The organism is Serratia sp. MYb239 (assembly GCF_002966855.1).
In the GTDB taxonomy this organism is placed as follows: Bacteria; Pseudomonadota; Gammaproteobacteria; order Enterobacterales; family Enterobacteriaceae; genus Serratia_B; species Serratia_B rhizosphaerae.
Genome location: NZ_CP023268.1, coordinates 4,208,343 through 4,221,922 on the forward strand (window position 1 = coordinate 4,208,343; position 13,580 = coordinate 4,221,922).

At 60.6% G+C, this 13,580-nt stretch carries 16 protein-coding genes; 9 read left to right on the plus strand and 7 right to left on the minus strand.

Annotated elements, in window-relative coordinates; all coding sequences use genetic code 11:
• Nucleotides 1-36: 36 nt before the first annotated feature.
• A complete protein-coding gene (locus tag CLM71_RS20120; protein ID WP_105232570.1) occupies nt 37-303 on the minus strand; it encodes a DUF1883 domain-containing protein in 267 nt (88 codons plus the stop codon).
• Between the two features lie 244 nt (nt 304-547).
• Here CLM71_RS20120 and dauA point away from each other — a divergent pair, with 244 nt between their 5' ends.
• The gene (dauA, locus tag CLM71_RS20125; protein ID WP_105232571.1) at nt 548-2,236 is read left to right on the plus strand and encodes a C4-dicarboxylic acid transporter DauA; all 1,689 of its coding nucleotides are present in this window, start codon (nt 548-550) and stop codon (nt 2,234-2,236) included.
• 154 nt (nt 2,237-2,390) lie between these two features.
• Here the strand turns inward: dauA and CLM71_RS20130 are convergent, their stop codons facing one another.
• Complete coding sequence (locus CLM71_RS20130; protein WP_105232572.1) at nt 2,391-2,585, minus strand: ribbon-helix-helix domain-containing protein; 195 nt, start codon at nt 2,583-2,585, stop codon at nt 2,391-2,393.
• A gap of 65 nt (nt 2,586-2,650) precedes the next feature.
• A complete protein-coding gene (locus CLM71_RS20135; protein ID WP_105232573.1) occupies nt 2,651-3,436 on the minus strand; it encodes a spermidine synthase in 786 nt (261 codons plus the stop codon).
• 312 nt (nt 3,437-3,748) lie between these two features.
• Here CLM71_RS20135 and CLM71_RS20140 point away from each other — a divergent pair, with 312 nt between their 5' ends.
• The gene (locus tag CLM71_RS20140; protein ID WP_105232574.1) at nt 3,749-4,084 is read left to right on the plus strand and encodes a zinc ribbon domain-containing protein YjdM; all 336 of its coding nucleotides are present in this window, start codon (nt 3,749-3,751) and stop codon (nt 4,082-4,084) included.
• Between the two features lie 47 nt (nt 4,085-4,131).
• Here the strand turns inward: CLM71_RS20140 and CLM71_RS20145 are convergent, their stop codons facing one another.
• Nucleotides 4,132-5,289, minus strand: coding sequence for a YbfB/YjiJ family MFS transporter (locus CLM71_RS20145; protein ID WP_105232575.1), 1,158 nt, complete (start codon nt 5,287-5,289; stop codon nt 4,132-4,134).
• A complete protein-coding gene (locus CLM71_RS20150; RefSeq protein ID WP_158684846.1) occupies nt 5,289-5,906 on the minus strand; it encodes an NAD(P)H-binding protein in 618 nt (205 codons plus the stop codon). Before CLM71_RS20150 ends, CLM71_RS20145 begins: the two co-directional genes overlap by 1 nt.
• Before the next feature lie 111 nt (nt 5,907-6,017).
• Between CLM71_RS20150 and CLM71_RS20155 the strand changes: the two genes are divergently transcribed.
• From CLM71_RS20155 to CLM71_RS20170, 4 genes are all read left to right on the plus strand, one after another.
• Nucleotides 6,018-6,806 (plus strand): helix-turn-helix transcriptional regulator, encoded by a 789-nt coding sequence (locus CLM71_RS20155; protein ID WP_105232577.1) that lies wholly within the window; start codon nt 6,018-6,020, stop codon nt 6,804-6,806.
• Between the two features lie 76 nt (nt 6,807-6,882).
• Complete coding sequence (locus CLM71_RS20160; RefSeq protein ID WP_105232578.1) at nt 6,883-7,269, plus strand: thioesterase family protein; 387 nt, start codon at nt 6,883-6,885, stop codon at nt 7,267-7,269.
• A gap of 161 nt (nt 7,270-7,430) precedes the next feature.
• Entirely contained in the window at nt 7,431-8,399 is a 969-nt protein-coding gene (locus tag CLM71_RS20165) for a hypothetical protein (protein WP_105232579.1), read from the plus strand.
• Nucleotides 8,400-8,474: 75 nt separating this feature from the next.
• Nucleotides 8,475-9,386, plus strand: coding sequence for a lytic transglycosylase domain-containing protein (locus CLM71_RS20170; RefSeq protein WP_105232580.1), 912 nt, complete (start codon nt 8,475-8,477; stop codon nt 9,384-9,386).
• A 62-nt stretch (nt 9,387-9,448) separates the two neighbouring features.
• On the opposite strand, the gene CLM71_RS20175 is transcribed toward CLM71_RS20170, so the two are convergent.
• Both CLM71_RS20175 and CLM71_RS20180 read right to left on the minus strand, forming a co-directional pair.
• The gene (locus CLM71_RS20175) at nt 9,449-10,432 is read right to left on the minus strand and encodes a hypothetical protein (protein WP_105232581.1); all 984 of its coding nucleotides are present in this window, start codon (nt 10,430-10,432) and stop codon (nt 9,449-9,451) included.
• 4 nt (nt 10,433-10,436) lie between these two features.
• The gene (locus tag CLM71_RS20180) at nt 10,437-11,219 is read right to left on the minus strand and encodes a hypothetical protein (RefSeq protein ID WP_158684847.1); all 783 of its coding nucleotides are present in this window, start codon (nt 11,217-11,219) and stop codon (nt 10,437-10,439) included.
• 590 nt (nt 11,220-11,809) lie between these two features.
• Between CLM71_RS20180 and CLM71_RS20185 the strand changes: the two genes are divergently transcribed.
• The 3 genes from CLM71_RS20185 to CLM71_RS20195 all read left to right on the plus strand — a co-directional run bounded on the left by CLM71_RS20185 (nt 11,810) and on the right by CLM71_RS20195 (nt 13,576).
• Nucleotides 11,810-12,769, plus strand: a complete 960-nt coding sequence (locus CLM71_RS20185) for a sigma 54-interacting transcriptional regulator (RefSeq protein ID WP_232251601.1) — start codon at nt 11,810-11,812, stop codon at nt 12,767-12,769.
• Nucleotides 12,770-12,899: 130 nt separating this feature from the next.
• Nucleotides 12,900-13,157 (plus strand): hypothetical protein, encoded by a 258-nt coding sequence (locus CLM71_RS20190; RefSeq protein ID WP_105232584.1) that lies wholly within the window; start codon nt 12,900-12,902, stop codon nt 13,155-13,157.
• Between the two features lie 65 nt (nt 13,158-13,222).
• The gene (locus CLM71_RS20195; protein WP_105232585.1) at nt 13,223-13,576 is read left to right on the plus strand and encodes an EscI/YscI/HrpB family type III secretion system inner rod protein; all 354 of its coding nucleotides are present in this window, start codon (nt 13,223-13,225) and stop codon (nt 13,574-13,576) included.
• Nucleotides 13,577-13,580: the final 4 nt, after the last annotated feature.

The following is a 13,580-nucleotide window of genomic DNA, read 5'->3' on the forward strand; positions in this document are numbered from 1 at the left end:
GAAAGGGAAGCGCCCTCGCAGTGCGAAGGCGCACGACTAATTAACCGGATAAATATTGATGCTGTGGGTAAGTGCGGAGTTAAACTGGCCGGCATCAATTGCGATGTGCCATACGCCGTCGTCAGGCGCGGTGAAGCGCGCCGGCAGTTCATCGAAATGGCCGCCATGATGACGTCCCGGCTGCCCGTGGGTATAGCGCGCAAACTCCGCATCATCCATCAGCAGGATGATGCACGGCCGGTCGCAGTGCACTTCCACCACGTCGCCCGTTTTCAGGTGTAACTGCGCATGCAAAAAATCCATACGTTCTCCTCATTCAGGGTAACCAGCCTTTTTTGGCTGTTTATTTCCCCCAACAATTAATAAGGATGCCCTTTACTTCCCCACTGCTTAGGTTGATCATAGCAGCGCAATATGCGAATAGCATTATAATAAAATTAACATATTGATTTCATTGCGGAGAACTATACACCCGATCGCCTGCAACCGAGACGGACCCCATCCGGCCCGCCATGTCGCTTTATTTTTGATTTGGCCATTACCTGAGATGAATACACACAAGATCAACCGCGTACGCCCCTTCAGCGCCCTTATTGCCGCCTGCTGGCAGGAACCCTACTCACGCCAGCGTCTGCTAAAAGACGTCATTGCCGGCGTTACCGTCGGCATTATCGCCATCCCGCTGGCCATGGCGCTGGCTATCGCCAGCGGCGTACCGCCGCAGTACGGTCTGTACACCTCAGCGGTTGCCGGCATCGTGATCGCCGTCACCGGCGGGTCGCGCTACAGCGTCTCGGGGCCGACGGCCGCCTTTGTGGTGATCCTGTATCCGGTTGCCCAACAGTTCGGCCTGGCCGGCCTGCTGCTGGCTACTCTGCTCTCCGGCATGTTTTTAGTGGTGATGGGGCTGACCCGCGTCGGCCGGCTGATTGAATATATTCCGCTGCCGGTCACGCTTGGTTTTACCTCGGGGATCGCCATCACCATCGCCACGCTGCAGGTGAAAGATTTTTTCGGCTTGCCGCTCGCGGCGCTGCCGGCCGGCTACGTGGATAAACTGGCCGCCTTGCTGCAGGCGCTGCCCGCCGCGGATATTGGCGATACGCTGATTGGCGGCGTGACGCTGCTGGTGCTGGTTGTCTGGCCACGGCTGGGGCTGCGCGTGCCCGGCCATCTGCCGGCGTTAGCGGCCGGCGCGGCGGTCATGGGGTTGCTTAATCTGGCCGGTCATCAGGTCGCCACCATCGGCTCCAGCTTCAGCTATCAGCTGGCCGATGGCAGCCAGGGCGCCGGCATCCCCGCCATTTTGCCTCAGCTGCAGCTGCCCTGGACACTGCCGGCGGCGGACGGTCAGCCGATGACGCTAAGCTGGCAGACGCTGTCCGCACTGCTCCCCGCAGCCTTCTCCATGGCAATGCTGGGCGCCATTGAATCCTTACTGTGCGCCGTGGTGCTGGACGGCATGACCGGCAAAAAACACAGCGCCAACGGCGAGCTTCTGGGACAAGGGATCGGCAATATTATTGCGCCGTTCTTTGGCGGTATTACCGCCACCGCCGCCATCGCCCGCTCGGCGGCCAACGTGCGCGCCGGCGCCACCTCGCCGCTGGCCGCCGTGATTCACGCGCTGCTGGTGCTGCTGGCCCTGCTGCTGCTGGCGCCCTGGCTCTCCTTCCTGCCGCTGGCCGCTATGGCCGCCCTGCTGCTGCTCGTCGCCTGGAATATGAGCGAGGCCCACAAGGTAGTCGATCTGCTGCGCCGGGCGCCCAAGGATGACATTATCGTCATGCTGCTGTGCATGGCGCTGACGGTGCTGTTCGATATGGTGATCGCCATTACCGTCGGCATCGTACTGGCCTCGCTGCTGTTTATGCGCCGCATCGCGCGGATGACGCGCCTGAGCACGCTCAGCGATGACGCGGATGTATTGGTGCTGCGCGTGAACGGCCCGCTGTTTTTTGCCGCCGCCGAGCGCGTGTTCGATGAGGTGCTGGCACGCAGTACCGCGTATCAGACGGTGATTCTGCAGTGGGATGCGGTGCCGGTGCTGGACGCCGGCGGACTCAGCGCCCTGCAGCGCTTTATTGATGCGTTGCCGCAGGGTAAGCAGCTGATCGTCACCGACATTCCCTTCCAGCCGCTAAAAACGCTGGCGCGGGCACGCATACGGCCGATTGACGGCCGGCTCGCCTTCTACTCAACGCTGCCGGAGGCGCTGGCCGACGGGCAGAAATAATCACGGCGGCGGGGATGATAATACCGGATAAGAGAGGCCGCGGCAGCGCCATGCGGGTGCAACAGGCAATCTGACAGCGCGTAACGGGCTACGGCGCCGACTGCGGCAGGCAGACGGAATCTCCCCTGCCGATCGGCGTAGGTTACCCGGACTATCAGCGCGTCTCGACCTTGGGGTTGGCCTGAGAAGTCTGGGAAGGGTAGTCAACGTGATGCTTGTGCAGGTAATCCCGGATCAATTGCCGCACCACCTGCGAGGGGGTAACATCTTGCTGTTGGCAAAGCGTCTCCAGAGCTTTCTTCTTCTCCGGATCGATCAAAACGGTTAAACGCGCGGTCTTCTTTTCCATGGTGTTATCATCCTGATTATGATAATCCAATTATAATACCATCCCGGCCAAACTTCGCCAGAAAACTACAGCCGCGTCAGATAACGCGCCAGATGGCCCACCTCCGCCACGCCGTCGCATCCCAAACGCGCCGCCTGCGTCCGCAGCGCTTTAAGCCGGTAAGCATTGGTGGCGCAGGTGGCGTAAATCACCACGTTGCCGCTGCCGGTTTCGCAGAAAAAGACGTCGGTAAACACCCGGTACAGGGCATGGTACAGCAGCGTCTGGCCGTGCGGCATTTCCAGGTAGTTGAGCACCAGCCAGCCGCCGTCGCACAGCGCGTCCCGGCAGCGTTCGAGAAACGCTTCGGTGCCCTGCAGCGGCGACATGCTGAATGCCGAATAAAGATCGGAGAAAATGACCCCGTAGCGGCGGCCCTGCGCCTGCTGCAAATAGCGCTCGGCATCGTCAATATGGTAGTTCACACAGCTTGTATCAGGCAGCGTGAAATAACTACGGGCAACCGCCAGCACGCGCGGACGCAGCTCCACCACATCAAGCCGCCTGGCGGGGTTGTAGGCATGCAGCGCCCGCAGCAGGCTGCCGCCGCCCAGCCCCAGCAACAGCACGTCGCCCTCTTCCTGCCAGCTAATCGCCATCAACATCGCTTGAATATAGTGATGTATCGGCACCTCAGGAGAACGCATGTTCACCTTGCTCTGCTCGTACAGATCGTCAAAACGCAGGATGCGATACTGTTTGTGTTCGGCAACGATAATATCGCCGTACTCATCCGCTTCGCGGTGGATTTCCTGCCCTGGCGGATCCCTGTCCAGCAGCGTTTGTAAAATATCGTCGACAATGCGAGTCACGGGGCCCTCTGATACTGCGCGCCCAACCGCCGGCGCAAAATAAACTCAGCCACGCAGAGACGTAAAAGATTCAACCCGACAAAAACCCGGTCAATCGATGCCGAACGGGTAGTCGCCGTCGTTACGCTGCCTGGCTCACGCTTACCTTTAAAGCACGCATGATAATACCAATAACATTATAATGTCATACACATTTAATGTTACCATTGCGCACATTATCTCCTGGTGCTGAAGATAACGATCGCAGCCAGAGAGAGTTACCCATTAACATATTGATTAGACTTATAATTAACGAAAATTGAGGCCATAACTATGCAACTTCCAGCCTGCCCGCAATGCCAGTCTGAATATACCTACGTCGATAACGGCCTGTATGTCTGCCCTGAGTGTGCACACGAATGGAACGACGACGAGCCTGCGGCCGATAACGATGCGCTGGTGGTGAAAGACGCCAACGGCAATCTGCTGGCCGACGGCGATGCGGTGACGGTGATTAAAGACCTGAAGGTGAAAGGCAGCTCATCCACGCTGAAAATCGGCACCCGTGTGAAAAGCATCCGCCTGGTCGAAGGCGACCACAATATCGACTGCAAAATTGACGGGTTCGGCCAGATGAAACTGAAGTCCGAGTTTGTGAAGAAAAGCTGATTACTCTCGGGCGGATAAAGGCGTACGCCGCTATCCGCCCGCGGCCATCAGTTCTGCTCAGCCGGGCGTCGTATCAGGGTCACCACGCCGATCCCACCGAGAACCAGCCCTGCCGCCGCCAGAAGAATCGCCTCATGCAGCGAGCCGAACAGCGCCACGCTGGCGGATGACACCAGCGGGCCAACCAGCTGACCGGTCGCATAGCCGGAGGTCAGAAGCCCCACATTTTTTGCCAGCGAACCGGAGGAGATTTCACGCGCAAACCTCATGGTCAGCTGCATAATCGACAAAAAGCCCAGGCCGGTCAGCACCGTCGAACACAGCAATCCCACGGCCCCCGGTAATACCACCGCCGCAGCCACGCCAAGCCCCTGCAGCACCATCATCGCCGCCAGGCTGATTTGCGTATTGAAGCGCGCCGCAAACAGGATCACCATCACCACGCCGGCCACCGCCGACAGGCCGAACAGCGGCCAGAAAAACGCCGCCAAATCGCCGCCCGGAAAGGCGCTGTGTGCCATCTGCGCCAGAAACGTCGCCGGTAATATGTAGCCGAACCCAGCCAGCGTATAGATAGCCACCAGTTTTTTCAGCTCACTGCCAACCGGCTTCTCGCTTTCGCCCGCTCCCTGAGCCGGGCCGAATGTCGCCGGCAGATAGCGAAACGTCATCAGGCTGATAAGCAGGGCCACCGCGCCGTAGACATACCATGCGCTGGCAGAATCCAGATGCCGCACCCCCATGGCCCATGCCAATATCCCGCTGAGCGTAATGCCAACGCCCGGGCCGGTAAATACTGCGGCGGACAGGCGCGGAGCACGGTTGCCCGCCAGCGTCAGCTGCGTCCAGGAAGTGACGATGATCAGCGCCCAGGCGCCGCCGATGCCGGCGGCCAGACGGAACAGACACTGCAGGACGAACGACGAGGTCGCGCCGGACAGTAAGGTCACCAGCACGGTGGCGCAGATGCCGGCCTTCAGATAGCCCGCATGCCCGCTCTTCATACGGCTGACGTGCAGCGCCCCGGCCAGATAGCCGATATAGTTCATCGCCGCCAGAATCCCGGCGCTTGAAAGCGTCAGGTAACCGTCCCCGATCATCACCGGGATCTGCGGCGTCAGCGAAAAGCGCCCGATGCCCATTACGGTGACCAGCGTCAGCAGGCCGGTGAGCATGATTTTAATATTATGTTGTCTGCTGCTCATTACACCGCACCGGTCACTTCGACAATCGCCTGTGGGTAGGCGCCGCGGCGGATCGCATCCGCCACAAACGCGGCGAAATCCGCGCGCGGAATCTCGCCGTACGGCAGCGCCGGCGCAGCCTGTACGCGTCCGGTCGGCTCGGCTTCCGTCAGTCTGCCCGGGCGGAGAATGGTCCACGCCAGCGTGCTGTTGACCAGCCAGGCGTCGGCTAGTTTTTTATAGTGCATATAGCACTCAAATCCCGGGGTGGTTTCCCGGCGGCGCCCCGCTTCTGGGAAAGCGGAAACCAGCACATAGGCGCCGACGCCGGCATGCATGGCCGCCTGCGCGGAATGAATCACCGCCTGATAGTCGACGGCGCGGATTTTCGCCTCATCGTCCGACTTCGCCCCGGCGGTGAACAGCACCACATCCACCCCCTCAAGCCACGCCTGATGCGTCTGTGCGCTGGCGGACGCCACGTCGCCCAGCACCACGTTAATGCCTTGATCGATTAACGGCCGGGCCTTATCCTCGCTTCTGGCCACGCCCGATACGCGGTGGCCGGCCTCATTGAGCAGGCGTGCCGTACGCTGGCCGATATCGCCGGTAATACCGTATATAAAGATAGATTTCATAAGGCTCCTGAGATTGCTGACGGTCTGTCTTACAGTAAGCATAAAAGCGCCGCCGGCCATGAAAAAGAGGGCCAGTTATCCTATGATAATTGGTCATACCCAGGAGTCAGCATGTCCAGAAACACCGCCGTCAAAGATTTTCTTGTTAAACACCGCGCCAAACTGAATCCGAGCGATTACGGCTTCAGTCCGCTTAACCGGCGCGTCAGCGGATTGCGCCGGGAAGAAGTGGCGCAGCTGGCGGCGGTCAGCGTCAGTTGGTACACCTGGCTGGAGCAGGGTCGGGAGATCAGCATCTCGCCGGCGGCGCTTCAGCGTATCGGCAGAGTGCTGAAACTGTCGCCGGTAGAGCAGCAGTACCTGAATACCATGGTATTTGGCAACGATGCCCCCCATCAGGCGCCGATGCAGCTCCCCGCCGAGGTGATGGCGATGGTCGATGCGCTCAATCCCCATCCGGCCTTTGTCCGCCGCGATAATATGGACATTCTGTACTGGAATCAGGCCGCGCAAACGCAGATTTTTGACTGGTCCGCCATTGCCGAGGCGGATCGCAACTCGTTGAAGCTGATGTTCGTCTGCCCGGAGTACAAACAAAAGATTTATCAATGGGAGCAGGCCGCCAGACATACGATCGCTGCGTTCCGCGCCTATCAGGCCGCCGGCAATAACCGTGATGATTTCAGCGCGGTGATCGACGATCTGACGGCGAGAAGCAGCGAATTTCGCACCATGTGGGATTATCATGACGTCCGGAAAATCGGCACCGGCAACAAAGCCATTATCAATGACGATGGCCGCATCAGTCATTACACCTACACCTCCCTGGAGATCGAACACTCGCCGGGGCTCTACCTGATTTTCTATCTGGCAGCCGGCCCCACCGCTGATGCGGGTTAACGCCGCCGCTAAATCGTGATTTAATCCGGTAAAATCGCTTATATCCATTCCACATCAGGCACTAAGGGACTATTCAATGTATGTAAAACACTACGAAGTTGACGCAGCACACATCGATTTTCAGGGCGTGGTTGACGGCCTTTACTACCCCTTCTATATGGAGTGGACCCGCCACGCCTTTATGAAAGAGGCGCTGGGCATCGATATCGAAGAGGAGTTTAAGCAGGGACGGCTGTATATGGTGCTGGAGTACAACCTGCGTTTTCGCAAAAGCCTCACCAAGGGCGACAAGATGGAAGTCACCTGTGAGCTGGCGAAAAACGACAAGCGCAACCGGGTGAATTTCGTGCAGCAAATCCGCGTTGACGGCCAGGTCTACGCCGACGCCACCTTCGTCGCCACCTGCCTGGAGAACGGCCGCCCCAGCGTACCTGCGGTCATCGCCGAGTTTATCAACGCCTGATCCTCTGAAACCACGTAGCCGCAGACACGCCCTGCGGCCTCACGCTTCCCCGCCAACCCGGCTTCGCCCTGAATCATACCCGCAATTTCAGCCCGCCTCGGGAACCCGCCCCCGGTTTGCCGCCACTCACTATGGCCATTTACCAACCCGAGGATCTCACCATGTCTGTCGATATCTCTTCCTTCTACCGCCCGGCAGCCGGATGGCAGAGCGGCCCGGCAATGGACGATGCCTGGACATCCGCCGAGCTTCCCCGGCAGTCCGCCGGCGGCGATGCGGTGCAGTTCGCCACGCCGGGCGCCGGGAGCAGCGTCAATTTCGGTACGCCGCTGACTGATGCCCTACCGACGTCAACGGACGGGCAGCCCAACCCCGGCGACCCGCTCAGCCAGTTGATCGGCGCGCTGCTCAGTCAGGTGATGGCGGAGCTGGCGCGGAGGATGCAGGGCCAGAACGGCAGCGGGCAGGAAACAGCGCAGCAGAATACCGATACTGCCGCCCCGTCCGGCGGTGCGATGCCGCTGAATGAAACCAACGCCGCCAAACCGACGGCCCATGCTGCAAGCGCCGCCGACGGTCCGTCGGCCGGCAGCGGGCCGCGCACCTTCAATATCACCAATACGCAGGATCACGACATCAATATCGGCCAGTTTGATCAGCACAATCAGTTGGTCGGCGAGGTCACCCTGAAGCCCGGGGAAAGCGGCCAGATGCGTTATCAGAATGACTTTACCGGCCTGCTGAAGCAGGCCGACGCCGACGGCAACTATCGGGACGACGCCAGCCGCCTGGAGTTCTATAACGGCTTCGTCAATACCAGCGATATCGATGGCCGCAACGCCGCCATTCACGCCACCGATCATCAGGGATTTGAAATCGGCGATCGGCAGAGCATTGCCGACCGCGCGCCGGCAGATATTGTCAGCACCGATTCTGCCGGGAATAAAACCATTGCCGGCTACTACGACGGCTCCAGCGAGACCATGCGCAAGGGCGGCCAGTTTATGACCGACATGCTCGGCACCGGCATGACCTATATGCACCCGGACGACGACCGGCTGCCGGAGGGCCAGAACCCGATGCGCCATACCGACGCCATGACGCTGGACGTCACCTTCGGCAAGGCCTGACGCACCGCCGGGCGGGACCCCGCGTCCCACGGCGGCCACTCAACCACGATACCCACCCGCACCAAGGAGACACCGATGCTCTCTGTATCATCCAACCCCGTCCCGCAGCCCTTCGGGCAGAGCGGAGACTTCAGCAACCTGAGCGATAATCTGTCGCAGAAACCCGTGCTTAACGCCTCAGACAGCGGCGCGCCATTGCCGATCAGCTACGGCGGCGCCCAAGGCACCAACATGGACAGCCTGCTCGGCGGCGGCGATATCCAACAGCAGCTGCAAAGCGCCATTTCCGGCACCCTGATGCAAATGCTGTTCAGTCAGCTCATGCCGCAGTTTATGCAGCTGGCGCAGCAACTGCTGTCCAACGGCCAGAACGGCGGGTCGCAGACGCCGCAGCAGCAGGGCAGCGCGTCAACGCCGGGCGTTACCCCGCAAAGCACGCCGGAGACAGCCAGCGGCCAGCCGACAACCGGCGCAACGGAGAACAGCACGCCGGCTGCCGGCAGCGGCAGTCTGCACCTGCCCGACGCGCTGAAGCCGTATGAAGCGGATATCCAGAACGCCGCCGATAAGACCGGCGTGCCGGCGGAAGTGTTAGCGGCGCAAATCTGGCAGGAGTCGCGCGGCAACCTGGGCGCCAGCACGGTGAACGGCGGCAACGGCCTGCAGGACAGCGGGCTGATGCAGGTCAACAGCAATACCTTTGCCGATCTGCAAAGCAAAAACCCCGGGCTGCTGGGGCCGGACGCCGATCCGAACAGTACCCAGGACAACATTATGGCCGGCGCGCTGTATATGAAAGAGCAGTTGAACGCCTTTGACGGCAACATGGGTGCGGCGCTGCGCGCCTACAATTCCGGCCCGAACAACGTCAACCTCAACGACCTGAGCGATATCTCCAAAACCGGCACCGGCGACGCCACCTACGTCGATAAGGTGCTGAACTTCGCCAATATCATCAAAACCGGCCAGGGCGAACTGCCGGCCTGATGCACGCAAAAAAAGCCCCTGCACGTTGCCGTACAGGGGCGCTTTCCCCGGTGCCTTAACGGCTATTTCTTATTTTTCACGTTATCTATCACAATCTGCGCGGTGTCCGTCGCCGCCGTCATCGCCCAGCCGACCGGGCCACGAGCGGCGCTCATCGCCCCCTCGCCAATCCCCTTCAGCGCACCGGTAAACACATCACCCAGGCCACGGGCCTCGCCCATATTGTTGAACATCGGCGCCAGCACGGACTTCAGGATCGGGATATTGGACAGCGCCTTGCCGATCTCGCCCATCGCCCACTGGAAGTTATCCTTGTTGGTGCCGTCCAGCCGCACGTGGCTGTCATTGGTCTGCGGCAGGTTGCCGTTGCTCGGCAAAGCCTTCAGCCCCTGTTCGGCGATATCTTTCAACACGCCGGCTTCGGTGCCGTGGCGGGCGTCGCCGTCCTTGGTGATACCGTCAATCTTGCCGTTGTCCGCCAAGTCGCCGCGGGAGCCGCCCTCGCGGTTATTCAGCCCTTTGATGCTGTTCAGCACCCGCGCCATATTGTAAGCGGCGTCGGCGCGGCTGGCCGGATCCGGGTTATCCTCGGTCCAGTCGCCAAAACGCTGCTTCAGCTCATCGCGCTTGATATCCTTCTGGTCACCGAGGTTCTTCAGCACCGGGTTGGCGTCGATAATCTCCTGCGCGCTGCGGGTATCGTTATCCGGCCGTCCCTTCAGGTTGTCATCGGTCGGCGGCACGCTGGTGTCCTTTTCCGTCTCGCTGACGCCTTCCTGGCCGCCAAACATCGCCGACATATCCGCCTGCGGGCTTTGCAACAGCGACTGCAGCCCGATCAGCATCAGCAACTGCTGGAACAGGCCGCCGCTCTGCGGCATCGCTTCCGGCTGCTCCGCCTGCTGCGCCGGCGCATTGCCGAAATTCACCGTCCCGATGCGCAGCTGCGGCGTCTGCAGCGTTTCACTCAGGCCCTCTGCCGGGTTCTCCAGCGATTGGCCGGCCTGACGGGGAAACACCCCCTGGCCGGAGATATTGCTCACCATAACGTTAGCCTCCGTTGTTCTGCGTGCCGCCCAGTTTCGACATCAGCGCGTCCAGCCCGACCATCTGCAGCACCGAACCCAGCAGTTTGCTCAGCATATTGCCGCCGCCCTGCTGCTGTGCCGGCTGAGCGGCTCCGCCAGACTCTGCGTTGCCGTTCTCACCTGACGGCGCGGTCTTCTGCCCGCCGCCCGCCAGCTGCTGCATAATCTGCATCAGTTGCTGCATCATCTGCATCAGCTGCTGAACCAGACCGCTCACGCCGCCCTGAGACTGCTCACCGGAGGCCGGCGTCTCCGGCTGGCTGCGGGCCGACTGCGTTTGTCCACCGTTCTGACCGTTCTGCACGCCGTCAGCGCTCTGCGCGCCTTTGCCGCCCGTCAGTTGCTGGATCATCTGCATCAGTTGCTGCATCATTTGCATCACCTGCTGGATCACCCCGCCCACGCCGCCTGACGCTGACGACTGCCCGGCAGGCGCGCTGTTTTCCGACTGGCGCGGCGACTGCTCGGCCGGCTGCGTCCCATTGCCGCCCAACAGCTGCTGCAGCCCGATCAGCATCAGCAGTTTCTGCATCAGCCCGCCCTGCTGCGCGGGCTGCGCTGCCCCCTCGTGCGCCGTCATCTGCTGCATAAACTCCGCACCGTTGGCATTACTGAATTTCACCGCACTGTTTTGCTGCGGCAGCGAGATGGCCTGTTCAATTTTTTCTACGTTTTCGTTGGCTCGTTCGATCAGATTCCCCACCAGCGGCATGCCAACGCCTGAACCGGATATATTGAGTGTCATCAGGTTACCCTCCTCTGTTTTGCATCAAACCGGCACCGCCCGTTGCGGGCGCGCGGACGTTCCGTTCTCCAGCCATACTGCCTGTCAACCTCGCGTTCATAAGACCTCCGGTTAATCATTAAAACTGCAAAAGTATCGAGCTTTCCCCGCCAGAACATACTTACAATATCCTGACATTTTTGGCGATTGATGGGCTGAGGCTCGCTAGCTGAGTGTCACGACGCCGGCTTGGGTTCCCTATTTGCCGAATTTCGGCGTGACGCAGGACGCAGACATAAAAAATTCATCTGACAGCTCAGTGATGGCGGGGCATACGCTCAAGCAGCGTACTCACGGGCGTTTCTGCGCCTCTGTAGGGAAATGACTACAAAAAGCAGGAAAAGGACTACCGAACAATCATCCTGGACTGATAGCTGTAGGGGAAGGCAATAGAGGAAAGTAGCCAAACGCTAATACTTTGTAATGTTTTGTCAGTCTTGCGTCGTCAAAAAAAGATTCAGGAAGTTCAACAATTAAACCAGCGTAAACCTGCGGGATCGCGCTGGTTTAGAATAATCGGAGAAGTTATGGTTAAGCCTGTTGATTCCAGAATGCCCGCTCGGGCACCGGCCGATTGCGCCAGGGAAAATCACGCCTCACACGCGTCCGCCTCCGGCGCGACGCCGCACGCGGCCGACGATATTCACAGTTACCTGCATAAGTTAACCAAAATCGTCGCCCCGCTGCACGTGGATATCCTGCTCGAAGGGGAAACCGGCACCGGCAAAGACACGCTGGCCCGGCGTATTTATGAACTCTCAGGCTGCAACGGGCCGCTGGTTCCCGTCAACTGCGGCGCCATTCCGGAAAATCTGGCCGAAAGCGAGCTGTTCGGCGTCGAACCCGGCGCCTACACCGGCGCCAGCCACGCCCGCGCCGGCTATATCGAAACGGCGAACAACGGCATTTTATTCCTCGATGAAATCGACAGCATGCCGCCGACGGTACAGGCCAAACTGCTGCGCGTGCTGGAAACCCGCACCATTACGCGCCTCGGCAGCACCAAACAAATCAGCCTCAATCTGCGCGTAATCGCCGCCTCACAGACGCCGCTGGAGCAGCTGGTGGAGAGCGGCCGTTTCCGCCGCGATCTCTGCTTCCGCCTGAACACCATCAAGCTGGAGACCCCCACGCTGCGCTCGCGTCCCGAACTGATTATTCCGCTGTTCCGCCGCTTCGCCCTCGAGTCGGCGCTGCGGCTCGGCATGCCGCACCCGCCGCGCAGCACCGCGCTGGACGAAGCGCTGCTGCTGCACTGCTGGCCCGGCAACCTGCGCGAGCTGAAGGCGGCGGCCGAACGCTTTATCCTCGGCCTGCCGCCGCTCAATCAGGCGCTGCCGCAGGAGAGCGGCACGGTATTGCTGAAAGAGCGCCTCAAGCGCATCGAACGCAGCCTGATCCACGACTGTCTGAACCGCCACGACCACCGCATCGACGATGTGGTGCACGAGCTGGGCATCCCGCGCCGCACGCTCTACCACCGCCTGAAGCAGCTCAATATTCACGCCTGACGAACCACGCCGCCGTCGCGCGGCGGGTCGCCGGAAAAAAAATCGCTCGCCGCCGGAACCGCCTCCTCTCTTCCGCCACTCAATCCGTGAAGTACCCGTATTATCATCCAATGATATGAGAGGAAACGTTATGAAATTGATGTCATTACCATCGCTCGGCACCACTCTGGCCAACGGCATTACCGGCGGCGCCGGCTTCGCCACCAAACTCGCCGGCGCCAGCAGCGGCAGCAGCTTTATGAGCCAGATGCAGGGCGTGCAGGCGGAAATGCAGCAAAACCAGGTCGACAAGGCCAAACTGGATGCGGAAAACCAGCGCATCAACGGCATCGCCGACAGTGCGGCCCAGGCTGGCTCCGCCGCCGCGCAGGTCAAAATTCAGTACTGATGCCGCGCCGGGAGGGCGCAGCCGCGTCCTCCTGCTTTTCCCCTCTTGCTACAGGCGAATCTGCGATGAAAATATCCCATAACGGCCCGTCACTGACCGGCGCCCCGCTCACCTCTCCGGCCGCCGACACCGCCGACGCCAATCAGGACGATATGCACGCCTTCAGCGCCGCGCTCAACGCGCCGGCCGGCGACGGCCAGGAGAGCCTGCTCAGCGGCCTCGGCGGCGCTATCAGCGATAACCAGCGCGCGCAGCAGCAGGCGTTCCGCAACCTGGAAGTCGCTTCCCGCTCCAGCAACCCGACGGACTTCAGCCAGGCCAACGCCGCCCTGTCCGATTACTACATTCAGAGCCTGATGAACGCCAAGATCATCGCCAAGGGCACGCAAACCCTGGATAAACTCACTAACCTACAGTAACGGC

Excerpts from the sequence above, each read along its gene's own strand:
- CLM71_RS20120 (WP_105232570.1), bottom strand. The coding sequence starts at position 303 with ATGGATTTTTTGCATGCGCAGTTACACCTGAAAACGGGCGACGTGGTG.
- dauA (WP_105232571.1), top strand. The coding sequence starts at position 548 with ATGAATACACACAAGATCAACCGCGTACGCCCCTTCAGCGCCCTTATT.
- CLM71_RS20130 (WP_105232572.1), bottom strand. The coding sequence starts at position 2,585 with ATGGAAAAGAAGACCGCGCGTTTAACCGTTTTGATCGATCCGGAGAAG.
- CLM71_RS20140 (WP_105232574.1), top strand. The coding sequence starts at position 3,749 with ATGCAACTTCCAGCCTGCCCGCAATGCCAGTCTGAATATACCTACGTC.
- CLM71_RS20145 (WP_105232575.1), bottom strand. The coding sequence starts at position 5,289 with ATGAGCAGCAGACAACATAATATTAAAATCATGCTCACCGGCCTGCTG.
- CLM71_RS20150 (WP_158684846.1), bottom strand. The coding sequence starts at position 5,906 with ATGAAATCTATCTTTATATACGGTATTACCGGCGATATCGGCCAGCGT.
- CLM71_RS20155 (WP_105232577.1), top strand. The coding sequence starts at position 6,018 with ATGTCCAGAAACACCGCCGTCAAAGATTTTCTTGTTAAACACCGCGCC.
- CLM71_RS20160 (WP_105232578.1), top strand. The coding sequence starts at position 6,883 with ATGTATGTAAAACACTACGAAGTTGACGCAGCACACATCGATTTTCAG.
- CLM71_RS20165 (WP_105232579.1), top strand. The coding sequence starts at position 7,431 with ATGTCTGTCGATATCTCTTCCTTCTACCGCCCGGCAGCCGGATGGCAG.
- CLM71_RS20170 (WP_105232580.1), top strand. The coding sequence starts at position 8,475 with ATGCTCTCTGTATCATCCAACCCCGTCCCGCAGCCCTTCGGGCAGAGC.
- CLM71_RS20175 (WP_105232581.1), bottom strand. The coding sequence starts at position 10,432 with ATGGTGAGCAATATCTCCGGCCAGGGGGTGTTTCCCCGTCAGGCCGGC.
- CLM71_RS20180 (WP_158684847.1), bottom strand. The coding sequence starts at position 11,219 with ATGACACTCAATATATCCGGTTCAGGCGTTGGCATGCCGCTGGTGGGG.
- CLM71_RS20185 (WP_232251601.1), top strand. The coding sequence starts at position 11,810 with ATGCCCGCTCGGGCACCGGCCGATTGCGCCAGGGAAAATCACGCCTCA.
- CLM71_RS20190 (WP_105232584.1), top strand. The coding sequence starts at position 12,900 with ATGAAATTGATGTCATTACCATCGCTCGGCACCACTCTGGCCAACGGC.
- CLM71_RS20195 (WP_105232585.1), top strand. The coding sequence starts at position 13,223 with ATGAAAATATCCCATAACGGCCCGTCACTGACCGGCGCCCCGCTCACC.